The following is a 23,090-nucleotide window of genomic DNA, read 5'->3' on the forward strand; positions in this document are numbered from 1 at the left end:
ATGTCCATCGCTCGCGGTCAGGGCTGGACATGCTCACGCTTCGCTAGCCATGTCGGAGAACATGCCCAATCACAGGCTGTTACAGCATGGGACATGCTCATTCACAGGCAGCTACAACACGGGACATGCTCATTGTTCACGCGTGACCCCAAGGAACATGCTCATTCTTTGTCGTGACCAAGGGACATCAAGGCATCATGTCCATCGCTCGCGGTCAGGGCTGGACATGTCCCGCGGGCGCCCGTGAGCAGCAGTGCCTCGTCGAGCACGCACCCGAAGTTCGCGGGGTTGTGCGCGAAGCGGCCCAGGAACAGGCCGGAGACACCCTCGAGCGTGGGCAGCAGACCGGGCTTGGCCGAACCGCCGTAGATGATCGGAAGCCCGGGCACCCCGGCCGTGGCCAGGCGCCCGCGGAGCCCGCGGACGACGTCGGACACGTAGGCCGCGGCCGCCGGCTCTGCCGCGCCGATGGCCCAGACCGGTTCGTAGGCCACCACCAAACGGCCGGCGCGGTTCCAGTCGCCGTCGACGGCCGATGCGATCTGGCGGTACACATGGTCCGCCGCGGCAGCCGACTCCCCGGCCTCGGTCTCCCCCACGCACAGCAAGGGCGTAAGCCCGGCGTCGTCGGCTGCCCGAGTCTTGAGGGCCACCATGGCGTCGTCTTCGCCGAAGTGCCGGCGTCGTTCGGCGTGGCCGATTTCCACGAGGCGGACGCCCAGCTCCGCGAGCATGGACGGAGCCACTTCCCCGGTCCACGGGCCGTCGGCCCAGCCACAGTTCTGCGCCCCGAGCAGCAGCGGCGACCCCTCTAGTAGCCGGGCTGCCGCGGGCAGGACGGGGAAGGACGGAATTACAAACGGGACAACCCGCCCGGCCGCGAGGGCCGGACGGGCGTCCACTTCATTCCGCAACTGCTCCAGCCACGCCAGGCTGTCCCGGTAGCCCAGGTACATCTTGGTGCTGACGCCCACCAGAATGCTCTGGCGGGACGTCTGGCGGCTGGAAGTCTGCTGCATTGCGGGTGCTTTCTGCTGGGTCCAGGGACTGCGAAGTTGGGGGCTGCGACGTGTAAGCCGGTTACTGCTCCAGCAGCTCGTCGGCCTTGTTCCGGAACCTCTTGGTTGCGAACATCATGACCGCGGCCAGGAACGGCAGCACGCCCAGGGCATAGACACCCATGGTTCCGGTGTCGGATGCCGTGATCTGGTTGACGGACGTCCGCAGGATCGGGGCGACGAAGCCGCCCAGGTTGCCCAGCGAGTTGATCAGGCCAATGCCTGCGGCTGCCGCAGTTCCGGTCAGGAACGCCGTCGGGTAGGACCACGCGATGGGACCGATGGACAGGAAGCTGCAGACGGCCAGGCTGATGAAGACGATGCCGAGGGCCGGAATGTGGTTGGCACCGGCCCAAGCCGAGCCGAAGATGCATAGACCGGTGGAGATGAAGAGCCCGGTGCCCCAGACCCGGCGGCGGACCACGGTGTTAGCCGCCCTGCCAATGAAGTAGCAGGCGAAGATGCCGAAGAACCACGGGATTGCCGCCATGAGTCCGACGGCGAGGCCCACCTTTTGCCCGGTCAGTTGCGCCACCTGTTGCGGCAGGTAGAAGGTGACGCCGTAGACGGCGACCTGCAGGCAGAAGTAGATGACCGTGAAGTACCAGACCTTGCCGTTCTTCATGGCAGCCAGCACACCGCGCGGGCCGGTCTCTTCCTTGACGCCGTCCTCCAAGGCCATGACGTCCAGGAGCGCCTTCTTCTCGTCCTTCTCCAGGAACTTGGCGTCCTGCGGGCTGTTGATGAGGAAGAAGTACGCCGCGACACCGGCCAGGACGGCCAGCATGCCTTCGACGAAGAACATGACCTGCCAGCCCTGGACGCCGGGGACCTGGTCGCCGATGTTGATGAGCCAGCCGGACAGCGGTGCGCCCATCATCTGGGAAAAGGGCTGCGCGAGGTAGAAGATCGCGAACATCTTGACCCGGACTTTGTTGGGGAACCACGCGGCCAGGAACATGATGACACCCGGGAACAGGCCGGCCTCGGTCACACCCAGCAGGAAGCGCAGGATGATGAAGGACGTCTCGCCCTGCACGAACGCGAAACAGGCGGAGACGATGCCCCAGGTGATGGCGATGCGGGCCAGCCACACCTTGGCCCCGAACTTGGTCAGGAGCAGGTTGCTCGGAATTTCGAACAAGGCGTAGCCGATAAAGAAGATCCCGGCGCCCAAGGCGAAGGCGCCAGCGCTAATGCCCTTGTCCACTCCGAGGGCCGCCTCGGAAAAGCCCACGTTGGTGCGGTCCAGGAACGCCACCACGTACAGGATGACGAGCATCGGCATGAGCCGCCGGGACGCCTTGGAGATGGCCGATTTCAGGACCGGTGTCTCCAGGAGATCCCTGGTGGAGGTTGTTGCTACGGACATCAAAACTCCTCATTGAGTGAATCAGTTGAGTAGATCAGGAAGGTAGAACAGGTCGAACGAGCAGATGGAACGGGTGGAGACGCAGAGGTGTAAGGCAGAGGTGCAAAGCAGATGGGTGAAGCGAGCGGGCGAAGCGCCGGCTAACGGGATAAGGCCATCATCAGGATTCCGGCCAGGCAGGCCAGGATCCCGATGGCGAGATAGATCTTCCGTCCTTTGCTCCAGCTCGCGAATCCGGCGGGAGCGGCAGTCTTGCTGTGATGTGCCACGGGACTACTTCCTTAGTGCATGTAGAGTCCGCCATCCACATTCAGCGTCTGGCCGGAGATGTAGCCGGCGTCCTCGCTGATGAGGAAGGCGATGGCGGCCGCGATGTCCCGGGTGGAACCGACGCGGTTGACCACGAGGTCTTTGGTGAGTTCGTCTTTGCGTTCTTCGCTGAGCGTGCCGCCCATGATGTCGGTGTCGATGGGGCCCGGGGAGATGGCGTTGACCGTGATGTCGTAGGGGCCCAGTTCCCGTGCGGTGGACCGGGTCAGGCCGATCACGCCGGCTTTGGCCACCGAGTAGGGCGTCTTGGAGTAGGTCCCGCCGCCGCGCTGGGCGGAGACCGAGGAGATGTTGACGATCCGCCCGATTCCGTTCTTGACCATGGATTCAGCCACGCGGCGGGTGGCGTAATGGACACCGTTGAGGTTGATGCCGAGCACCCGGTCCCATTCGGCGGCGTCAAGTTCCAGGTACGGGACCGGCGAGCTGACGCCGGCCACGTTGGCGAGGGCCACAATCTGGGGCAGCTCGGCCTCGATCTCGTCGATGGCGGCACGGACGGATGCCTCGTCGCCGACGTTGGCGCCCGCGCCGTAGGCCTTGACGCCGTGCTCCGCGGCCAGTTCCTTCGCCGTTGCCTTGCAGCGGGCGTCGTCGAGGTCAATGATGCCGACGTTCCAGCCCTGCGCCGCGAGGTAGCTGGCGGTGGCGCGGCCGATGCCGCGCTCGGACACGGCGCCGGTGACGATTGCCGTGCGTTCGGCGGGGAAAATGCTCATGGGATTGCTCCTGAAGAGTGCGAAAGAAGAAGTGGGTTCAGTTGATCGGGGCGGGACCAAGGTCCTCCAGGAGCTGCTGCATGGCCACGTACGCCTTGTTCCGGTACGCGATCAGCTCCGGTGTGCGCTCGGCCGGCACGTTGAGGAATCCGGCGCCGGACTTGGTGCCCAGCTTGCCTGCCTCCACCAGATCGGTGAGGATCTGCGGCGTCGCAAAGCGTTCGGGGAAGTCGGTCTGAAGGGACTTGTAGCAGAAGTTATAGACGTCCAGCCCGGCCATGTCGGCGATGGCGAACGGTCCGAAGAACGGCAGCCGGAAGCCGAAAGTGGTGCGGACCAGGGTGTCGATGTCTTCCGCCGTCGCGATCTCCTGCTCCACCAGCTGCGCCGCCTCGTGGAACAGCGCGTACTGGAGCCGGTTGAGCACGAACCCGGTCACGTCCTTGACGACGGCGGTCTGCTTCCCGGCGGCGTGCACGAGGTCGCGGACGGCGCCGACCGTGGCCGCCGAGGTGCCGGCGTGAGGGATGATTTCGACGCCGGGGATGAACGGTGACGGGTTCGAGAAGTGCACGCCCAGGAACCGCTCCGGGTGGCTGACGGGCTCGGACAGGTCCGCGATGGAGATCGTGGAGGTGTTGGATCCGATGATGGCGTCCGGGCGGGCGGCGGCGCTGATGCGGGCCAGGGTCTGGTGCTTGATCGCGATGACCTCGGGGACGGCTTCTTCGATGAAGTCGGCGTCGGCCACGGCTTCCTCAATGTCCTTGGCGGGCCACAGGTTTTCCTTCAGGAGCTCCGTGGAGCCTTGCGGGAACAGCCCGGCGGCAACGAATTCGTCCGATTCCGTCAGCAACCGCTCGTAGTTCTTCTGCGCCACTTCGGCGGACACGTCAGCCAGCGCGACGCGCGCGCCGCCGAGGGCCAGCACCTGCGCGATCCCGCCGCCCATGTAGCCGGAGCCGACGACGGCGATCTTGCGGGCGGCGTTGATGGCGCCTGCGGTGTCCGGTGCTGTGCTCGTTTCAGGAGCCGGGGCGTTGGTTGTTGATTCGGTCATGGTCAGACTGCCTTCGTGTAGTCGGGCTCGTAAGAGCAGATGGCGTCCACCTTGGCGGCGGAGGAGGAGTTTTCGTCGAAGTGGTGGCCCAGCCATTCACTCACGAGCTTCTTGGCGAGTTCCAGGCCGATGACGCGCTGGCCGAGGGTGAGGACCTGGGCGTTGTTGCTCAGGACCGAGCGCTCCACGGAGTAGGCGTCGTGGGCGGTGACGGCCCGGATGCCGGGAACCTTGTTGGCCGCGATCGCCACGCCGAGGCCGGTGCCGCAGATCAGCAGCGCCCGGTCGGCGTCGCCGTCGGCGACTTTCCGGGCCGCGTCGACGGCCACGTGTGGGTAGGCCGTGGCGTCGTTGGCGCCGACTCCCACGTCCTGGACGGAAGCCACCCGAGGATCCGCTTCGAGCAGCGCCTTCAGCGCGATCTTGTATTCGACGCCGGCCTCATCGTTGCCGATGACGACGCGCCAGCCTGTTGCTGCGCTCATGCTTGTGCTCCTTGTTCCGCCCGCTCGGGGTTGGCGAGCCAGGTTCCAGTAGGGGAAATGTGTGCAGAGATCCGCGTCGCGATGAGGGCGAAGGACACCGCGCCGGGGTCGGGGTGGCCGAGGCTCTTTTCGGCGAGCGGGCGGGCCCGGCCTTTGAGCGGGCGCAGCTCGGCGGTCCGGTCTGCGGCGGCCGTGGCGGAGGCCGCCGCTGCGGCGAGCGAGGCAGCCACTGGGGTGCCGGCGTCGAACGCCGTGAAAAAGGCGTCCTGGAACGGCAGCAGGGCGTCCACCATGGTCTTGTCCCCGGGCGCGGCCTTGCCGAGAGCGGTGATGGCGTCGGTGAAGGCGGTGACCGCGGCCGCCGCGTCCTCGCCGCTGTAGCTGTCCCGGTTGCCCAGGGCCAGCCCGGCTGCGATGACCGCGGAGCCCCAGAGGGCGCCGGAGGTGCCCCCGGCGCGTTCGCTCCACGCCTCCCCCGCAGCGGTCAGGATCCGCGCAACTGACGCACCGCCGTCGTTCGCGGCCGCCTGCCGGGCCGCCGCGACGGCCGCATCGACGCCGCGGCGCATACCGATCCCGTGGTCGCCGTCGCCGGCGATGGCGTCCAGCCGGCCCAGTTCTTCTTCATGCTCGACGACGACGTCGCGCACCTGCCCGAGGAGCTCTGCGGCCAGCCGCCCGAGTGCTGCCGCCGCCGGGGTGGGGCGTTCGACGTCGGCGGCCTCCTCGGCTTCCGGCCCGGCGAGTTCGCGGCGGGCCCGGGACGCCAGGTTGCCCTTGCGGAACGCCGGAGTGTCGGCCGGGGCGGCCCAGTACTGCTCGAGTTCCTCGTCCAGCCACAGCAGGGTCAGGGAGAGACCGGACATGTCCAGGCTCGTGACGAGTTCGCCGCATTCGGGTTCCACCACGTTGAGCCCGGCGGCGGTGAGGAGTTTCTCGATCTTGCCGTAGAGCAGGAAGAGTTCGTCGTACTTGACGGTGCCGAGTCCGTTGACGATTGGGACCACGCGGGTGCCGGCGTCGTCCGGCTTGTCGGCCAGGAGCTTGCTGACGAGGAGGCCGGCCAGTTCAGAGGCGGTGGGCATGGGGTGATCGGAGATGCCGGGTTCGCCGTGGATGCCCAGGCCGAGGGACATGTGCCCCGGAGGGACAGAGAACAGCGGCGCCTCCGCCCCGGGCAGGGTGCAGCCGTCGAAGGCCACGCCGAGGGAGCGGGTGCGGTAGTTGGTGCGGATGGCCAGACGCTCGACGTCGTCCAGGTTCAGTCCCGCCTCCGCGGCGGCGCCGGCGATCTTGAAGACTGTCAGGTCCCCGGCGATGCCGCGGCGCTTCTCGATCTGGTCCAGCGGGGCACTGGCGATATCGTCGGTGACCAGGACGGTGCGGGTCTCGATGCCTTCGGCATTGAGCCGCAGCTGGGCCTGGCCGAAGTGCAGGACGTCACCGGCGTAGTTGCCGTAGCTCAGCAGCACGCCGCCACCGGCGTTGGCCACCTTGGCTACCCGGTAGACCTGGCCGGCCGCGGGCGAGGCGAACATGTTGCCACAGGCCGAGGCGGTGGCCAGTCCGGGCCCGACGAGGCCTGCGAAAGCCGGGTAGTGCCCGGAGCCGCCGCCGACCACTAGGGCAACCTGCCCGGCCGGGACCTCGGTGGAGCGGACGACGCCGCCGTCGACACGGGCCACGTAGCCGCGATTGGCTGCCACGAAGCCGTCCAGTGCCTCATCCGCAAAGTCAGCGGGGTTGTCGAAGATCTGGGTCATGGTTTCCTCATTGAATCCGTGTTGGAGAAGTGGATCTGGGGTGAAACGGGGTGGTGCAGCCGCCCCCAATTGGCTAGACGGCCGCACCGGGCGCCGGGTCAGACGCTGGCGAGTTCCGCCGTCGCGGGCTGCTGCCGTCCCTGGGCCACCTGACTCTGGCCGAGGGCGTAGCCGTCGGTCTTCGGCAGGACCTGGCGGCGGAGGTAGTCCTGGTTGCTGGCCGTGACGCTGAGGCCGTCGCCGCCGTAGTGCTCGGTGCAGAGGATTCCTTGGAAGCCGACCGAGAGCGCCACCTTGAATGCCTCGCGGTAGTTGATGAGGCCGCTTTCCATCGGGGCCGGCATCGCGACGTAAGTGTTCCGGGCGACGTCCTCGTCGCGGATGTAGTTCTTCATGTGCCAGTAGTTGGAGTACGGGAGGGTCTTGGCGACCATTTCGCGCCAGTCCTCGATCGGTCGGTGGAGCCGGATGAGGTTGCCAAGGTCCGGGTTGAGGCCGACGTTGGCCAGTCCGATGTCCTGGACCAGCTGGACGGACGAATCCGCGGTACCGAGATAAGTGTCCTCGTACATTTCGAGCGAGAGCAGGACGCCGACGTCGGCCGCGTGCCGGCCCAGTTCCCGGAGCCGGGTGACGGCGTTGTTCCAGGCTTCTTTGTCCCCCACCGGGTCTTTGTAGCCTTCGACGGTCCAGAACCAGAGCTGTTTCTGCTGCTCGGCGGTGATGGCCTGATGCAGTCCGAACGAGACGACCTCGCAGCCCAGCTCGGCGGCGGCGTCGATGGTGCGGTGGCTGTACGCCAGGTTGGCTTCCCAGTTGCCGGCCTCGATGACGCTGCGGCGGATGGCCGAGATGACGGGGATGCCGATGCCGACGTTGTCCGCGGTCTGCTTGAACTCGGCAAGCCGGGCGGCGCTGAGGTCGCCGGGGCGGACCCAGCTGTCCGTGAGGTCCGCGTTGGCAAAGCCGGCGTCCTTGACTTCCTGCAGGACGTCGGCCCAGGCGGATGCCGGGGCGTCGTTGATGGGGGTGCCCTGGGCGTCGGTGCCGGGGAACTGCAGCAGCGCCGCGGTGATGGGCCAGTTTTCGGCGGTGTAAGCCATGGGTCACTCCTTCGTGGAATCCTGTTTCCTATAGGATTTACTATCGAAAGGGTGTTGTCAAGGTCACATCGGGGTCATTGGCAACAATCGAAGATCCTATAGGCATTCATCGTTCGCGTGAAGGGATCTCCGGGAATGCTGGGTGGTCAGTCTGCCGGCGCGTCCGCAATGGCCCGGCCGCGCACCTTGTGCACGTGCTCCGCCATGGCGGCCTCAGCCTTCTGCGGGTCTCCCGAGGCCAACGCATCCAGGACGGCCTGGTGTTCGGCGATCGCGTGGTCGGCGTCGGTGATGCCTACTCCCCCGAACAGGCGGAAGCGCTGGATCTGTCCGCCGAGGGCGGCATAGGCGGCCACCATGAACTGGTTGCCGGTCTGCTCGGCGATGAGCCGGTGGAACCGCTCGTCGGCTTCGAGGTAGCCGCGGAATTCGGCAAAGGACGGCCCGCGCGGCGCGTCCTTGAGGTCCGCCACCGCCTGTTCCAGTTCCTTGAGGTGATTCGGCGTCAGCCGGACGCACGCCAGGCGGGCGTTGACCGGCTCGATCGCAAGCCGGGCCTCCATGAGCTCGGCGAAGTCTTCCTGGGTGAACACCGGAGCAACCCGGTAACCCTTGAGCGCGACCCGCCGCACCATGCCGGTGTGCTCCAGCCTGGCCAGCGCCTCCCGCACGGGCGTGGGTGAAACATCGAGCTCCCGGGCGGTCCCGTCGATGCTCACCGCGGCACCGGGTTCCAGCCGGCCATCCATCAGCGACGCCAGAAGTTCTTCATAGACGTGGTCCGCCAGAACCTGCCGGCTGACGGGGCGGCCCGCGGGACGCCCCTCAGAGGCGCTGCCGGTGGAAGCTAGTTGCATGTTCAGATCCTATAGGACTGGGGTGGAAGCGTGCGTGGGGAGGCTCCCTCCGGGACATGCTCATTCGCACCGCTCACGAGTGGACATGTCCCTCCCCGGGGGCTGCACCAGCGGCAAGGGACCACGGGACATGCCCAGCCACGCGACCAGCCAAGGCACATGTCCTGTGGCGCGTTGTAACAGTGGACATGTCCAGTGCCCCAGGGACGTGGAGCGGGACATGTCCGGCCGCACGTGTCATCGCGGAGCATGTCCATCCGCAGGACCGCTCAACGAGGGACATGCTCATTGTTAAATGCCAGCAGCGGACAGAATGGCATTCTGTCCGCTGCTCGTGGCCGAAACTGAGCATGTCCACTGGCCATGATGTGCCGCGAGGGAGATGCGCAGCCGCGAGGGACGCGGCGGGACATGTCCAGCCGGGGGTCCGTCGCAGTGCACAAAGTGCGCAGCGGGTGTGCTTCAAGGCGCGACGTAAGCCCAAGGTGTACTGATGCGGTGGACATGTCCAGCCTTAGACCTGGTCAATGAGGGACATGCTCGTTGTTAAATGCCAGCAGTGGACAGAATGGCATTCTGTCCACTGCTGGTGGCCGACGCTGGGCGTGTCCAGCGGCCAAGACGTGCGGCGAGGGGCATGTCCAGCCGCGAGAGGGTGCTCCGGCGGGACATGTCCAGCCGCGGGCGTGGCGCGGGCAAGTGCCACGCGATGCGAGCCCGCAGGAATGTCCAGCCGGTGGCCCCGTGGCTGCCTAGTTCTGGTAGGCCGGGTAGTCCGTGTAGCCCTCGGCGCCGGCGGCGTAGAAGGTGGAGGGGTCGGGCTCGTTGACGGGCAGGCCTTCGCGCCAGCGGCGGGCGAGGTCCGGGTTCGCGATGGCCGGGCGTCCGACGACGACGGCGTCCGCGTGACCGTCGGCCACGAGTGCCACCGCCTCGTCGCGCGTCGTGATGACGCCAAAGCCGGTGTTCACGAGGAAGGTCCCGCCGAAGCGAGCACGCAGGTCCTGGACGAGTGCGCTCGTAGGCTCCTTGTGGAGGACGCTGAGGTACGCGAGCTTCAGGGGAGCCAGCCCGTCGACCAGCCGGCCGTAGGTCTCCCGGACATCGGCAGCATCCAGCTCGAGGGCGCTCTGGACGTTGTGTTCCGGCGAAATGCGGATGCCCACCCGGTCCGCGCCGAGGGCTGCAACCACGGCCTCGACCACTCGGAGGACAAAGCGGGCGCGGTTCTCGGGTGAACCGCCGTAGATGTCATCGCGCTGGTTAGCGGACGGAGCGAGGAATTCGTGGAGCAGGTAACCGTTGGCGGAGTGCAGCTCCACGCCGTCGAACCCTGCCTCGACCGCCTTGCGCGACGCCGTGACGAATTCGTCGACAATGCCCGGCAGTTCCTCGGTGGTGAGGGCGCGCGGAACGGGGAACGGCTGCTTGCCCGCGTAGGTTCGGGTTTCGCCGTCGATCGCGATGGCGCTGGGCGCCACAACCTCATGACCGCCGTTGGTGTCCTGGTGCGTGACCCGGCCGGCGTGCATGACCTGGGCGAAAATCCGGCCACCCTCGGCGTGGACGGCCGCAGTGACGTTGGACCAGCCCTCGAGCTGCTCAGGGGTGACCAGGCCGGGCTGGCCCGGGAAGCCCTGGCCTGCGTGGCTCGGGTAGGTGCCCTCGCTGACGATCAGGCCGAGCGAGGCGCGCTGGCGGTAGTGTTCCACAACCAGCGGCCCCGGGATTCCTTCCCGGCCCGAGCGAAGACGGGTCAGCGGCGCCATCACGAGACGGTTGGGCAGTTCCAGCTCGCCGAGGGTCATCGGGGAAAACAGCATGCGCAATTCCTTTCACAGTGAAATGGGTTCACTGGCGGCAACTGCGAGGCGTCTGCAACTATTCCTGATGAGACTCGAATCACTACGGGTGGACGATGATTTTCACCGCGGTGTCGTTGTGGTTGATCAGCGTGTCGAACCCCTGGTCCACCAGATCATCCAAGGCGATTCTTCCGGTGATGAAGGGTTTGAGGTCGACTTTTCCGTCCTGGACGAGCTTGATGGCGGCGGCATGATCACCGCAGTAGGCGATGGTGCCGCGCAGATCGATTTCCTTCAGCACGACTTTCTGCATGTCCACCGTGGCCGGATGCCCCCAGATCGACACGTTGACGACGACGCCCGCGGGCTTGACGACGTCGAGCATCGTGTCCAGCACGGCATTCACGCCGGCACATTCAAACGCCGCGTTGGCCCCTGCGCCGCCGGTCAGTTCCAGCACGCGCGCCTTGACGTCAACTGAGCTCGGGTCGAGAACGTGATCGGCAACCCCGGACGAGGCCGCCTTGTCCTTGCGGGCGGTCGACAACTCGGTGACGATCGTAGTGATGCCGATGCCTTTGAGGACCGCGGCGGTGAGCAGGCCGATGGGTCCGGCTCCTCCGACGACGGCGACGTCCCCGGCCTTGAGCCCGCTGCGGCCGACGGCGTGATACGCCACCGCGAGGGGTTCGATGAGAGCGGCCTCATCCAGAGGGATGTCTCCGACGGCGTGCACCCACCGGGCGTCGACGACCACCTTCTCGCTCAAGCCGCCACCGCCGCCCGCCAAACCGATGAATCCCAGCTTCGTGCACAAGTTGTAGTGTCCGCTGAGGCACGGGCCGCATTCATTGCAGACGAAGTACGGCTCCACGACGACGCTGTCTCCGACCGCCAGGCCACTGACCCCTTCCCCGAGTTCCTCGACCGTGCCGGAAAACTCGTGCCCCAGGGTGACCGGCGCGGCCTCGTGGGAAAGTACGTGGGGGTTGCCGGGAGGCGGGGTGAAGATGGGCCCTTCCAGGAATTCGTGGAGGTCTGTGCCGCAGATGCCGCACCAGGCGACCGCGATCTTCACCGCCCCCGGACGCAGCTCAGGCTCAGCGATATCTTCGATCCGGAGATCCTTACGGGCGTGAAATCGTGCTGCTTTCATGGTGTATCGCCTTTGCATTCCAGGCCGTGGATGCGCCCGGTAAGGCGCATCCACGGAATGTCATTGGTTTCTCACAACGGAGCCTTAACCCCAGTCTGGTTGCCGTGCCTGTGATTGTCACGGGCCGTTCGAATCAGTTCAATTCAGCGCGCGTGGTGTGTGGGCTGAAGCTCGAAGACCGGCGTCGGCAGTCCTTCCATCCTTGCCTTGAGCTGCAGCGCCAGGTAGTTGGAGTAGTGTCGGCTCTGGTGCAGATTGCCGCCGTGGATCCACAGGTTCTCCACGTTCGTGGGCTTCCACATGTTGCGTAGTTCGCCCTCCCACGGCCCCGGGTCTTTCGGCGTCTCCGATCCATACCCCCAGCACTTGCCGACGGCGTCGGCCACCTCGGGCGAGACCAGATCGGCCAGCCAGCCGTTCATGGACCCATAGCCGGTGGCGTAAATGATGACGTCCGCCTCCAGTTCCGTGCCGTTGGCCATCACGACCGAATTCCCGGTGATCTTGCCGATCTCGCCGTTGGCGAGCTTGACCCGGCCGTCGATGATCAGCTGGGAGGCACCGACGTCGATGTAGTAGCCGGAGCCGCGCCTGAGGTACTTCAGGAACAATCCGGAGCCGTCAACACCGAAGTCCAGGTCAAAGCCGGCAGCCTCCAGCTCGGAATAGAACTCGGCGTCGCGCTCGGCCATCTCCGCATACACCGGGATCTGGGCTTCGGGCAGGATCCGGTACGGCAACGAGGCAAACAGGAGATCGGCCTTCTCCGTGGTGACGCCGTTGGCGAGCGCCTGTTCGGAGTACAGGCCGCCGAGCGCCAGGTCCATGAGGGATTCGCTGCGGGCGATGTGCGTGGAAGACCGCTGGACCATGGTGACGTCCGCGCCGTGCTCCCAGAGGTCCGCGCAGATATCGTGCGCGGAATTGTTGGAACCGATAACCACGGCTTTCTTCCCGGTCCAGTCTCCGCCGCCCGGGTGCTTGGACGAGTGGTATTGCTCCCCTAGGAAGGACTCGGCGCCGTCGAACACGGGAACGCTGGGGTACCCCGAGACGCCCAGGGCGAAGACGAGCTGCTTGGGGCGCAGGGTGACCGGTTCGCCGTCGCGCACCACCTCCACCACCCACTCCTGGGACGCTTCATCGAAGCGGGCGTTGGTGCACTCGGTCTTGGACCAGTAATTCAGCTCCATGATCCGGGTGTAGTTCTCGAGCCAGTCGCCGATCTTGTCCTTCGCCGCGAAAACCGGCCAGTCGTCGGGGAACTTCATGTAGGGCAGGTGGTCGTACCAGACAGGGTCGTGCAGGTGCAGGGACTTGTAGCGGTTGCGCCACGAGTCACCCGCGCGCTCATTCTTTTCGATGATGATGGTGGGCACGCCGAGCCTGCGCAGCCTCGCACCCAGCCCGATCCCTCCCTGGCCGCCGCCGATAATCACGGTGTAGGGCTGGTCTTCGTAGCCGAGCCGCGCTTCTTGCTCTTCCTTCAGTTCCAACCAGGACTTGCGGCCCTTCGTGATCTGATGGGCCACTCCCTTCTCCCGGTTCGGCCCCTTCTTTTCCTCAAAGCCCTTGAGCTCCTGCATGGTGGTGAGCAGGGTCCAGCATTTGCCGTTGCGGAGACGCAGATGGGCGTAGCCGCGGGCCTGGCCGGTCTCGAAATTGACCCAGGCCTCGGCGTTCGCAGCGTCCCCGGTGGCGTCCTCGGCGAGGGCCCAGTTGCTGGGCTGCACGTCGTCAAGGGTCGCCTCCAGCATGCGACGAATGTCCTCTTTACCCTCGAGGGTCTTGAGGTTCCAGGTGAAGGAGACGAAGTCGCGCCAGTACGAATCGTCGTCGAAAAGCTCCAGTGCGGCGTCCGTGTTGTGGCTGCGCAGTGCCTCTTCGAACTGCGCCAACCACGCCCCGACGACGCCGTTTGGTGTCTCAGGCATGATTCCTCTTTCTATTGCTGACAGTGGGTCGCTCCCGTTGCGTGACCCCTAGACCACACAGTGACCCGCATCACAAGTAAAAGTCGCAGGGGGTTACAATCGGGTTACACGGAGCTCTCAAGCCGTTGTCCGGCGCTCACAGCAGCCGACGGCGGCGGCGAAGCGGCGGGGAACCGGCCGGGTGCGACGATTCGAGGGCGAGTTGGGAGAATGAGCATGCGGCAGGGCAATGGCTCCATCACGCACCCCTCAGACCTCAGGTTTTCGGCGCCGGCGGAGTACGCCCGGACGCTCCGGGCGGCTCACGAGGCCACTATTTCCGGCAATCCGGATCCGCACCTGCCGCCGTCGCTCATCAAGTCCTGGCAGCGGTCTCTGGCATTGGGCATCAATCCGGACCAGCACCGGCCGCCCCACCGGCATGAGGTCTCGGAGGCGCGCTCCCTAAGTGCCGGCCACCGGCTGGCCGCTGTCATGCCCGCGCTGTCGCAGTTGCTGGCCGATGAGACCGTGACCGGCCGCCATTTGCTGATCGTGACTGACCACGAGGGCGAAGTCCTGTGGCGCGTTGGCAGTAAGCAGGCGTTGCGGCTCGCGGACTCCCTGGAGTTCGTCGAGGGCGCCGACTGGTCCGAGTCCGGCGTCGGCACCAACGCCATCAGCGAGGCGTTGGTGACCGGCGCCCCGGCGCAGCTCTTCTCGGCCGAGCACCTTGTGCGGACCCATCATGAGTGGGCGTGCACCGCATCCCCCATTCGCGATCCTTTGACGGGCGAAATCGTCGGCGTCCTGGACGTCTCCGGTCCGTTCGAATCGGTCACGCCGGACAGCCTGCGGCTGGTCCGGTGTGGGGTGCGGCTTGCGGAGGAACTGCTGAAATCGGTTCCGGCTCCCGGCGGCGGCGTCCGGCGTCCGGGGCAGCCGGCACTACGTGACGAGCGGACACTGCGCGACGGCGGCGCCCGGGAACAGCTGCTGCTGCGGCTGCTGGGAGACTCACCATCGGCGGCGCTCGACGGCGGCACCAGACGCCCGCTGACGTTGCGCCGTGCCGAGATCCTGGCTCTGTTGGCCTCGCGCGACCAGGGCTGGAGTGCCGACGAACTGGCGTACGAGATCCATGGCGACGCGGGAACCGGGGCGGCGATCCGGACCGAGATGCACCGGATCCGCAGCATCCTGGGCGATGTCGTGGAAGCGAACCCCTACCGATTCTCGCCAACCGTCACCGTCGTGACGGATGCCTCGGTCGTGGCCGGCCATCTGCGGGAGGGGCGTGTGGCCGAAGCCTTTGCGGCTTACCCGGCGAAACTGCTCACCCGTTCGACCAATTTGGCGGTCGGGTTTATGCGCGACGAGCTCAACCTGGCAGTGGGGGCCTCCGTACGGTCCAGCGGCGATGCTGGGCTGATGCTGCAATGGTGCACAAGCGATATGGGATCCTCCGACACGGCAACGGCGGCGGCCGCGGCCGCATTGCTCGGACCGGGTGATCCCCGCTGCCAGCTGGTGAGCGCCCGGATGGACCGGGTAGACCGGGAGTTGCGAGCCTAGCCACGGGCTGTGGTGCCGCCTCAGGGAGGCGGCGCGACGCCGGGGCAGCCTTGGCCTTGGGGGTTCTGCAGGCACGTGTCCGCGTAATTCCTGGTGATCGACCGCCAGACGCTGATGGTCTGCGGGGGCGAGCTGAATTGTCCTTGGCCGGGAATCGGCAGCGCCGGTCCTCCATTTACGGAGTAGGTGCCTTGGAAATGCGTTGTCAGCACCACCGGGAAGTCGCCGGTCTGGGCGTAGACGTGGCTCGTCAGGGTCTTCTCGCCCCACCGGTACTGCGGAAGCGGTCCGCCGGGCGCCGTTTGCGGACCCAGCGACGTGCCGTCGCCGTAGTTCCAGGTGTATTCGACGGGTTTCGCCACAATGGAGACCCTCTGGCCCAGCATGTCGACGCCAAAGGTTTGCTCGACAGCTTCCGCGTAAAAATTTGTCTCGGCGCCTCGGAGTGTGTGTGGACTCGGCTGCATGACGGCATTTCCTGGACTGACTGGCAGCTGCTGAAATTTAGTCTGGATCTGCGCCGAGATTCTGCCGAGTACATCGTCAGGATTCTCTGAATAGACGCACCGATCGGGACGAATCGTTGACCATATCGGGGGAATGAAAACTTTCAGCGATGAATACCACCTTACGGGGCGCCCGTCAGTCCCTTGGTCACACCGCACTGCACCTGCCAGGCAAGCAATGTCGAAATTATTCTTTGTGGGGTCAAGACAGAGGTATTCAAATCGATAAGTGTTCGGGTCTTCCGATAGAGCACCTGGCGCATCCACCCATACTCCAACGCCTGAGTCGTAGCGCCACACACCAAGTCCGGACTTGTTCCAGGAGACGTCCGAGTCGTTGGCCACCGCAGACATCGGAGCCACCAGAAGACCTGCCGCTACTAGGAAAGTTGTCACAATCGACCGCAATGCAGCTCCGGCGGACATGGCTCAGCCCCCGAGCCGATCAACGTTCTGGACGGCCCAACGTCCCCCCTCATATCTGGCAACCATCAAGTCCCCCAACATGGCGGACTCGGAAACTACCTGCGCTTCAGTTCCGTCTGCATTCTTCAACGATCCCGCCGCTTGTTGAGACTGGATGGCAACTTGGAAATCTCCATTCGGCGTTTTGACGAATCTTGACTGGACCGCATGGACGGTGACGGTAGCGCCGACTATCCATCTTCCCTCTGCATTCCATTTCTGGATCCCAGGAAAGACTTTTCCACAGAGGGCACATGAAGGGCCGGAGATGGAGTTGATGCCGGATAAATCACCGGTCTCGTATGAATAATTCAAGAGCGCGTACCAGTACCGGGCAAACGCCTCAAGCCCTTCCTTAGTTTCCGCTTTCGCTGCCTCGGGCAGTACCGGAACAGGGACGTTCTGAGCCCTACCCGAGGCGTCGGCGGGTTTGTAAGCGGCCGTGGGCGTCGGAGTGGCGCTCGGAGTGGTCGATGCGGCCGAGCTTTGGGACTCGGAAGGTGAGGATCCGGGAGGTGGCGCTCCACCTCCGGTACAAGCGGAGACCGACATCAGGGAGAGCGACACCACGGCAACCGTGCAGGCGCGCCAGGGACCGGATAACGAACTGCGAGATGTCATGGTCAGCTACTCCCCCGATAGAAATCAAGACGCGCGAAGCCAAGCAATTGCTTAAGGGTAACCGACGTCACATTTTGGGCAACAAAGTTATCCACAGGCACCTGATTGACGAGGCTTTCGCCGTGCCGGACGGCGGGCCGTCAGTCCTTTAGCCCCTAGCAATCGTCGGCTCGTTTCAGAACAATGAACCCATGATGTTCGAACACGAAGACGGCAATCCCATCCTCAAGCTGGACGACGAGCAAAGCTGGAAACTGATCGAGGGCACAAAACACGGCAGGCTCGTGGTCACCGTGGCCGGAGACCCCGACATCTTCCCTGTGAACTACGCGGTCAGCGGCCGGAAATTGTTCCTCCGCACCGCCCCGGGAAACAAATTGGCCGAGCTCACCATCAATTCGAAGGTGCTTTTCGAAACGGACGGCATTTTGTCCGAGGAAGCGTGGTCTGTGGTCCTGCGAGGCACTGCGCGCGTTCTTGACCAATCGGCCGATATCGCCGAAGCCGAGGCCCTCGGACTGAAACCCTGGGTTCCAACATTGAAGGACTTCTACGTAGAAATTACGCCAGCGTCTGTCAGTGGCCGACACTTCCAGTTCGGCGAACACCCTGAACGGGAGATCTAAGGCCCGACGTCGTCTCCCGGCCGCCGTTCGGCGTCCGGCATCGCCGGGGTCTCGTTGCCCGTCGGTCACCGTCCGCGCGCTGAGGCCGAGGACCTTCCCGGGGACCTGCCCGGGGCGGCCGCCTAGACTTGAATGATGGCGGACAAGCTGACCCCCGAGCGGCGCAGCTGGAACATGTCCCGCATCCGGGGCAAGAATACGAAGCCCGAAATGCTGGTCCGCAAGCTGCTGCACGCAAAGGGCTACCGGTACCGGCTGCACGGCAGCGCAGCCGGCGGCAAACTCCCGGGCAACCCGGACCTCGTCTTCGCCGGCCGGCATAAAGTCATCTTCGTCAACGGCTGCTTCTGGCATTTCCACGATTGCCGGGCGGGGCAGCACGCGCCCCAAGCCAATGCGGAATTCTGGGAAACAAAGCGCACGCGGACCCGGAACCGCGACGCCGAGCAACGGCTCCAGCTCGAACGCGATGGCTGGGAGGTTCTCACCGTCTGGGAATGCGAGCTCAAGGACCCATCGGCGCTGGAGGACCGCCTCGAGGCTTTCCTGCAGCGCACGCCGCCGGCATGAACCGGCATCGACGTCCGGCCTAAGCCGGCATCGGCCTCCACCTCGAATCAGCAAAAACCATGAGAAGTCCTGCGTGTCGCGTGGCCCGGCTTCCGGTTCAGGCAGGTGGTCTCCGCTACTATTCGAATTCGGGGACCTTAGGCACTATTCGGTCAGTACCACTACGTACTGCAAACACGGGAGAGCGCATGCCGCACTTGCTGATGTCCAACGACGAGCCCGACACGGCTGCTACGCCGGCAGATTCCAGTCCCTCAGATTACAGTCCCACAGTCCTGCAGTTCCGTCCCCTCAGCCACTCCACACACCGTGCCGTCCGGCCCCGCCGGTTCCGCGGAGCGGACCCGGATCTTGAACCCTTGCGTCGGCAGTCGACCTCAATCATTAATGAGGTTCTCGCATCGACCAACCCGGATGATGCTGAAGCGCAGGACAAACTGCTGTGGCATGTCGCCAACAACCCGGGCCAGCCGGAAAAAGCGCTTCTGGACCACCTGCTGACCGTGGGCGTCCGGCAGGACGAATCCGCCTAACGCGCTGAGCAGTTTAGCTGGCTGACCTGTCGATACTGGCCTGCCGGAGCACTTCGCCCCAGGACTGCTGGGCCAGATCTGCCACCGAGGCAAGAATTTGCGACGGCGGCAAGGACAAATCCAGCGGGAACTCGACAATGTCGATGTCGGTGTTGAGGATCCGGCGCAGCTTGATTTCCCCGGCGCCCGGGTAAATAATCCATGCCGTCGGCACCCGCAGCGATGTGCAGTAGGCCAGCATCCGGTAGTGGTCGCCCGAGAGCGATGCGCCGGCGTCGGCTGCTGCTTTGTACTTGGCGTCGTACACCATGACGGGCCGGCCGCCGAGGAAATGGACTGCCCCGGGCTGCACGACGATCCTGTCCGAGTCGCGGACGGCCTCGTTGAGGAGCGCGTTGTAGCGCAGCCGCATCTCGCCGGGGAAGGCAGCCATGGCTTCGCGCAGGGCCGTCCCGACAAAGTCCTCGAACACTTTCGCCATATCTACCACGAACGACGCCGACTGCTGTTTGCCGTCGCCGGCCTCCGCCGAGGCGTTCCGCAGGATCAGCTCGGCGAGCCGGAGAGCCGCGTGGTAGCGGGTGTTCATCCGGCTGGGCCGCCACTGCGGCAGCGGCGCGCCGGACTGAAGGCGCGTCACGGCGTCGAGCTTTCCCTTTAGCTGGCGCAGCCGGCTGAGGACTTCCGGCCGCACGCGCGGCACTTGGGACATCCGTTCCAGCGCGGCGCGCAAAATCCGGTTCTCCGCGATGTCCTCGGTGAATTCGTCGTACGAGACTTCCAGCGGGACCAGCATTCCCGGCCGGCGGGAAATTTGGTCCGAGATCCGGATCCGGCCCTTGACGGTCCGCAGGGATTCCTCCACCATCAGGTACCCCTGCAGCACGCCGCGGCTCAGCGCCCGGTCGGCAAGCTGCGCCAGGGACTCGGCCAGCGCGCTCCAGAGATCGGTGTGCTCCACGGCGGCGACGGATTCGTCGCGGAACCCTTGATCCCCGGCGTAGCCGAGCAGGAACAGGAGCCGGCTCAGACCGAGCCGTCCCTTCGGCCGCACCTCCAACTGGACGGTGGGGGTGCGCACCGAGCCCACCTTTCCGACGGGTTCAATCCGGTACAGGCCCATGCCCATCGGCGAGGCTTTTGCCAGGCCGCTGGCATTGACGTAGGCCGCGGTGTCCGGATCAAGCCGCTCCACGACGCCGGCGGAGAGCTCGTCGATGACAAGGTGCCGCCCGGCCACCGCGCCGCCGCGCCCGGCCACAGCCGGGCCAGACGCCGCCCGGGCCTGCATGCCCCGTCCGGGCCCGCCCGCCCCGAGTGCGCCCGGCGCGGACGTACCCCGGTCGGCCGCGTTCCGGTCCGCCACTCTCCGCTCCAGCGCCATAGAGCCCCCGGACGGCGTCAGCCTAGACGTGCGCAAGGCGGCCGAGGAGTTGTTCCAGTCCAAACCGCTCCTCGAGCTGGGCGCGGTTGAGCTGGCCGTGATAGTGCTCTTCCAGCAGCGGCATGAGCTCGTACTTCCAGATCCGGCGGAGGCCCTTGGGCGTCTGCGCGGACTTCTTCATGAAGTAGGAGGGCCCGATCATCAGGTCCCGGTCCCATTCATCGATGGCGTCGTTCAAGGCGTCCAGCAGCAAGGCCGGCGTCGTGTCCAGGTCGCGGGCCTGCAGGAAACGCAAGAGTGAGCCCTTCACAGGCTCCGTCTTCGGATGGAGCTCAATGAACGAGAAGCGGCGCCGGATAGCCGCGTCCATCATCGCGATGGAGCGGTCCGCGGTGTTCATGGTGCCGATGATGTAGAGGTTGTCCGGCAGCGTGAACGGCTCATTGGGGCTGTACTGGAGGTAGATCCGGTCATCCCGGTATTCGAGCAGGAAGTACAGCTCACCGAACACCTTGGCGAGGTTTGCCCGGTTCATCTCGTCGATGATCAGAAAGTACGGCTTGCTCTCGTTGCCGGGTTTGGCGGCCTCCTCAGCAAGCCGGCGCAGCGGACCGGCCACGAGCTTGAAGGACACCTGGCCCTCATCCGTCTTGTCCGGGCGGAAGCCCTCGAAGAAGTCCTCATAGGCGTACGAGGGGTGGAACTGCACCAGCTTGACCCGCTCGTCCGTGGTGTCGCCGGCGAGCTCGGCGGCGAGATGTTTGGCGAGGTACGTCTTGCCGGTTCCCGGCGGACCGTAGAGGACCAGCTGCCGGTTCTCCTCAAGGAGTTCTGCGATTTCTTGCAGCGGCTCCAGGTCCATATGCAGGGACGCGGCGAACTCCTCCGTCAGCGGGCGGAAACCTTCACAGGCCGGTTCGACGGCGGCGGCCGGCTCGACGCCGTCGCCGGCCTCGGATTCGGCTTCTGCGGGCAGGAGCGCCTCAAGCGCCTGGATCACGCGGGTGATGTCCACGATGTTGCCGGACGTGGTCAGCTGCCGCTGCACGTGCCGGGGCAGGCCGGTGACGTCGTGTTCCTCATCGAACCAACGGACCTTGCGGCGGAGCTGACGGTTGTCCTTGCCGTGCTCCGGCTCGCCGAGGACCACACCGATCCGGACCTTGCCCGAACTCTGGTAAAGCGCGAGATCGCCCGGCTTCATCACGGTCAGGAAGGCGAAGACGGCGGTCTTGGTGTCCTCCCGCTCCACGTAGCCGAGGTGCTTGTAGTCCTCGTCAACGGCGTTCTGGACCAGCCCGGCGGTAACGCCGGGGTCCAGGAGGCGGAGGTGTTCGACGTCGAGCGTCACTGCTTCCTCGTCCCGCCACTCCCCCAGCAGCTCAGCGTTGTCGTGGTGGGTGCGCAGCAGCCAGGCGCGACGACCCGGATCACCGACCTTCCTCCACTGGCTTACCAGCTGGCGGGAGTACCAGTCGATCCGCTGCCCGGCCTGCTGGTCCAGGTGCAGGCGGATGCGGTGGATGTCCGCGGAAATTTCCTCGTCGCTGTCCCCCTTGGCGCCGCCCACGAGGGATGCGAAGGCGTCGCGGATTTCCTGCCGTTCGACGTCGGCCACGACAGGTTCGAAGTAGCTGGGCCAGACCAGGAACTCGATGCTGCGGCGGATGGCCGGCTGGTCATCCGGGGTCCCGGCGACCAGCCGGTGGAAGGCCAGCGGGTCCTTGACCGCGGCCTGGACGACGCCGGCCGGCCGCTGGGCGACGTGCTGCACGAAGCGGCAGAGCCACTTCAGATGGTCCCAGATGGTCCAGTTGAATTCCGCGGTCCGGTCCCGGATCACACCGTGGTCCGTCATGCCGGCGTAGAGCTCGTCGGGGAGCTCAAGCGGGGGCTCCAGCCAGGACGCGGCCTCGGCGACACGGGCCCGCTTGACCTTGAGTGACTTGACCTCGTGGGCCAGCGGCAGGGACTGGAGGAACAGGAGCTCCACTGCGAGTTGCTTCGCCCCGCGCGTGGCGTCCTCCAAGTTCTGGCGCAGGTTGGTCATCATCGGCGCCTTGGGGTCCGGAACGCCTCGTTCGAGACGTTCCAGCAACTCCGCGGCCGCCGGGACAGACCATGTCTTGGTGCGGCCGTCCAGGGCGGACGCCTTGCCGAGCAACCCCGGGCCCAGCACGAACCACGCCGCGTCTTCAATCTCCTTGGAGATACCGAGGGCACGGTGCAGGGCAGGCTTTTTGGTTGGGGTCATACGTTCAATTTACAGGCTTAAACTGAACGCGCGCATTTAACGCTGCCCTCCAGCTACCTGCCAGTAGATCCCGGGCGGGTGGTTGGCCGTGGCTATTTCGTGGCGGGAAGGCGCTTCACGCCGAAGGTGAAATAGCACCCCGGACCGATGAAGTTCACTAGGGTGGCAGCCCTCCACATCGCTTTGCTGCCGCGGATTTCCGCTGCGGGCCTGCGCGAAATGTCGCGTTGGGCTGCAACGAGCAGCGTCAGTTGGATAACCGCGCCGGCGATTGTTCCGATCTTCGCCCTCGGGGAGAGCTCTTTCCATGTCTTCTTGCGGGGGTGCCTCATGTGCATCTTCTGGTGCATGTCCTTGCCCATGTTCTTGTGCATGTTCTTGCCCATGTTCACAGCGACCACTGCTCCTTATGCGTCGGGATTGTTCATTGTAGGAGCCGTGCCAAGAACGGGGGTAGGGGCTATTGGACCGGGTGGGCGCGGGTATAGGGTGCCAGCCGTTCCTTCTGCTCCGGCGTCAGCCGCAGGACCCGTCCGGTTGCCTCGTCGACGAAGGCCAGATGGCTTGTGGCCCGGACGCAGTCCTCCCGGGTCACCGGATCCTGCACCAGGTAGTGGATATCGAAGCTGGCGCCCTTGACCGCGCCGACCCAGAGCTGGACGACGGCGGGCACGTTCCGGTACTCCAGGGTCCTGACGTACCGGATCTTGTGCTCCACCACGAGCGCCAGAGTCCCCTCCGGGATGTCGTTGAAGAGCGACACCAGGGGTTCGGTCCCGGGCAGCCCGGCTCCGCGCGGCGGCCCGAACCCGGCGATCCGCGCTTCCTCCAGGATCCGGACGATCTGGACGTTGTTGATATGCCCGTACGCATCCATGTCGCTCCAGCGCATCGGCACCTCCACCTCGAGGCGCCTGGGCTCGGTGGCTCCCGCC

22 protein-coding genes are annotated in these 23,090 nt (G+C 65.6%); 4 read left to right on the top strand and 18 right to left on the bottom strand.

All coding sequences use genetic code 11. The features are described 5' to 3' along the window. Positions 1-161 precede the first annotated feature (161 nt). The 12 genes from ACVWZ7_RS06655 to ACVWZ7_RS06710 all read right to left on the bottom strand — a co-directional run bounded on the left by ACVWZ7_RS06655 (position 162) and on the right by ACVWZ7_RS06710 (position 13,642). Positions 162-1,019, bottom strand: a complete 858-nt coding sequence (locus ACVWZ7_RS06655; protein ID WP_456507364.1) for a triose-phosphate isomerase family protein — start codon at positions 1,017-1,019, stop codon at positions 162-164. Positions 1,020-1,080: 61 nt separating this feature from the next. Then, positions 1,081-2,430 carry an MFS transporter gene (locus ACVWZ7_RS06660; RefSeq protein WP_456507365.1) on the bottom strand — a complete coding sequence of 450 codons (1,350 nt, stop codon included), beginning with the start codon at positions 2,428-2,430 and terminating at the stop codon, positions 1,081-1,083. A gap of 140 nt (positions 2,431-2,570) precedes the next feature. Beyond that, positions 2,571-2,699, bottom strand: coding sequence for a hypothetical protein (locus tag ACVWZ7_RS06665; RefSeq protein ID WP_456507366.1), 129 nt, complete (start codon positions 2,697-2,699; stop codon positions 2,571-2,573). Between the two features lie 12 nt (positions 2,700-2,711). After that, positions 2,712-3,479 (bottom strand): SDR family NAD(P)-dependent oxidoreductase, encoded by a 768-nt coding sequence (locus ACVWZ7_RS06670; protein WP_456507367.1) that lies wholly within the window; start codon positions 3,477-3,479, stop codon positions 2,712-2,714. Positions 3,480-3,516: 37 nt separating this feature from the next. After that, positions 3,517-4,539 (bottom strand): 3-hydroxyacyl-CoA dehydrogenase family protein, encoded by a 1,023-nt coding sequence (locus tag ACVWZ7_RS06675; RefSeq protein WP_456507368.1) that lies wholly within the window; start codon positions 4,537-4,539, stop codon positions 3,517-3,519. Positions 4,540-4,541: 2 nt separating this feature from the next. After that, complete coding sequence (locus ACVWZ7_RS06680) at positions 4,542-5,024, bottom strand: ribose-5-phosphate isomerase (RefSeq protein WP_116768491.1); 483 nt, start codon at positions 5,022-5,024, stop codon at positions 4,542-4,544. Beyond that, positions 5,021-6,787: a dihydroxyacetone kinase subunit DhaL gene (gene dhaL / locus ACVWZ7_RS06685; protein ID WP_456507369.1), complete on the bottom strand. Its 1,767-nt coding sequence runs from the start codon at positions 6,785-6,787 to the stop codon at positions 5,021-5,023. Before dhaL ends, ACVWZ7_RS06680 begins: the two co-directional genes overlap by 4 nt. A 98-nt stretch (positions 6,788-6,885) precedes the next feature. Further along, positions 6,886-7,890 (bottom strand): sugar phosphate isomerase/epimerase family protein, encoded by a 1,005-nt coding sequence (locus ACVWZ7_RS06690; protein WP_456507370.1) that lies wholly within the window; start codon positions 7,888-7,890, stop codon positions 6,886-6,888. 146 nt (positions 7,891-8,036) lie between these two features. Continuing rightward, positions 8,037-8,747 carry a GntR family transcriptional regulator gene (locus ACVWZ7_RS06695; RefSeq protein ID WP_456507371.1) on the bottom strand — a complete coding sequence of 237 codons (711 nt, stop codon included), beginning with the start codon at positions 8,745-8,747 and terminating at the stop codon, positions 8,037-8,039. Positions 8,748-9,499: 752 nt separating this feature from the next. Next, the gene (locus ACVWZ7_RS06700; RefSeq protein WP_456507372.1) at positions 9,500-10,570 is read right to left on the bottom strand and encodes an alkene reductase; all 1,071 of its coding nucleotides are present in this window, start codon (positions 10,568-10,570) and stop codon (positions 9,500-9,502) included. A gap of 82 nt (positions 10,571-10,652) precedes the next feature. Beyond that, positions 10,653-11,708, bottom strand: coding sequence for a 2,3-butanediol dehydrogenase (locus ACVWZ7_RS06705; RefSeq protein WP_116768486.1), 1,056 nt, complete (start codon positions 11,706-11,708; stop codon positions 10,653-10,655). A 143-nt stretch (positions 11,709-11,851) separates the two neighbouring features. Then, positions 11,852-13,642 carry an NAD(P)-binding domain-containing protein gene (locus ACVWZ7_RS06710; RefSeq protein WP_456507373.1) on the bottom strand — a complete coding sequence of 597 codons (1,791 nt, stop codon included), beginning with the start codon at positions 13,640-13,642 and terminating at the stop codon, positions 11,852-11,854. A 216-nt stretch (positions 13,643-13,858) separates the two neighbouring features. Between ACVWZ7_RS06710 and ACVWZ7_RS06715 the strand changes: the two genes are divergently transcribed. Further along, entirely contained in the window at positions 13,859-15,196 is a 1,338-nt protein-coding gene (locus tag ACVWZ7_RS06715; RefSeq protein WP_344363723.1) for a helix-turn-helix domain-containing protein, read from the top strand. Between the two features lie 20 nt (positions 15,197-15,216). Here ACVWZ7_RS06715 and ACVWZ7_RS06720 read toward each other — a convergent pair whose 3' ends face one another. Beyond that, positions 15,217-15,663 (bottom strand): PKD domain-containing protein, encoded by a 447-nt coding sequence (locus tag ACVWZ7_RS06720; protein WP_456507374.1) that lies wholly within the window; start codon positions 15,661-15,663, stop codon positions 15,217-15,219. A gap of 468 nt (positions 15,664-16,131) precedes the next feature. Beyond that, the gene (locus ACVWZ7_RS06725; RefSeq protein ID WP_456507375.1) at positions 16,132-16,788 is read right to left on the bottom strand and encodes a DUF6318 family protein; all 657 of its coding nucleotides are present in this window, start codon (positions 16,786-16,788) and stop codon (positions 16,132-16,134) included. A gap of 191 nt (positions 16,789-16,979) precedes the next feature. Here ACVWZ7_RS06725 and ACVWZ7_RS06730 point away from each other — a divergent pair, with 191 nt between their 5' ends. From ACVWZ7_RS06730 to ACVWZ7_RS06740, 3 genes are all read left to right on the top strand, one after another. Further along, positions 16,980-17,414, top strand: coding sequence for a pyridoxamine 5'-phosphate oxidase family protein (locus tag ACVWZ7_RS06730; protein WP_116768482.1), 435 nt, complete (start codon positions 16,980-16,982; stop codon positions 17,412-17,414). A gap of 135 nt (positions 17,415-17,549) precedes the next feature. Further along, positions 17,550-17,984, top strand: coding sequence for a very short patch repair endonuclease (locus tag ACVWZ7_RS06735; RefSeq protein WP_116768481.1), 435 nt, complete (start codon positions 17,550-17,552; stop codon positions 17,982-17,984). Positions 17,985-18,172: 188 nt separating this feature from the next. Then, positions 18,173-18,517, top strand: coding sequence for a hypothetical protein (locus tag ACVWZ7_RS06740; RefSeq protein WP_456507376.1), 345 nt, complete (start codon positions 18,173-18,175; stop codon positions 18,515-18,517). A 13-nt stretch (positions 18,518-18,530) separates the two neighbouring features. Here the strand turns inward: ACVWZ7_RS06740 and ACVWZ7_RS06745 are convergent, their stop codons facing one another. From ACVWZ7_RS06745 to ACVWZ7_RS06760, 4 genes are all read right to left on the bottom strand, one after another. Then, a complete protein-coding gene (locus tag ACVWZ7_RS06745; RefSeq protein ID WP_456509079.1) occupies positions 18,531-19,808 on the bottom strand; it encodes a 5-methylcytosine restriction system specificity protein McrC in 1,278 nt (425 codons plus the stop codon). 115 nt (positions 19,809-19,923) lie between these two features. After that, positions 19,924-22,155, bottom strand: coding sequence for an McrB family protein (locus ACVWZ7_RS06750; RefSeq protein WP_456507377.1), 2,232 nt, complete (start codon positions 22,153-22,155; stop codon positions 19,924-19,926). Between the two features lie 92 nt (positions 22,156-22,247). Continuing rightward, positions 22,248-22,556: a hypothetical protein gene (locus tag ACVWZ7_RS06755; RefSeq protein ID WP_456507378.1), complete on the bottom strand. Its 309-nt coding sequence runs from the start codon at positions 22,554-22,556 to the stop codon at positions 22,248-22,250. Positions 22,557-22,615: 59 nt separating this feature from the next. Then, complete coding sequence (locus tag ACVWZ7_RS06760) at positions 22,616-23,047, bottom strand: acyl-CoA thioesterase (RefSeq protein ID WP_091251521.1); 432 nt, start codon at positions 23,045-23,047, stop codon at positions 22,616-22,618. Positions 23,048-23,090: the final 43 nt, after the last annotated feature.

The sequence above is a fragment of the Arthrobacter sp. TE12232 genome (assembly GCF_054062615.1).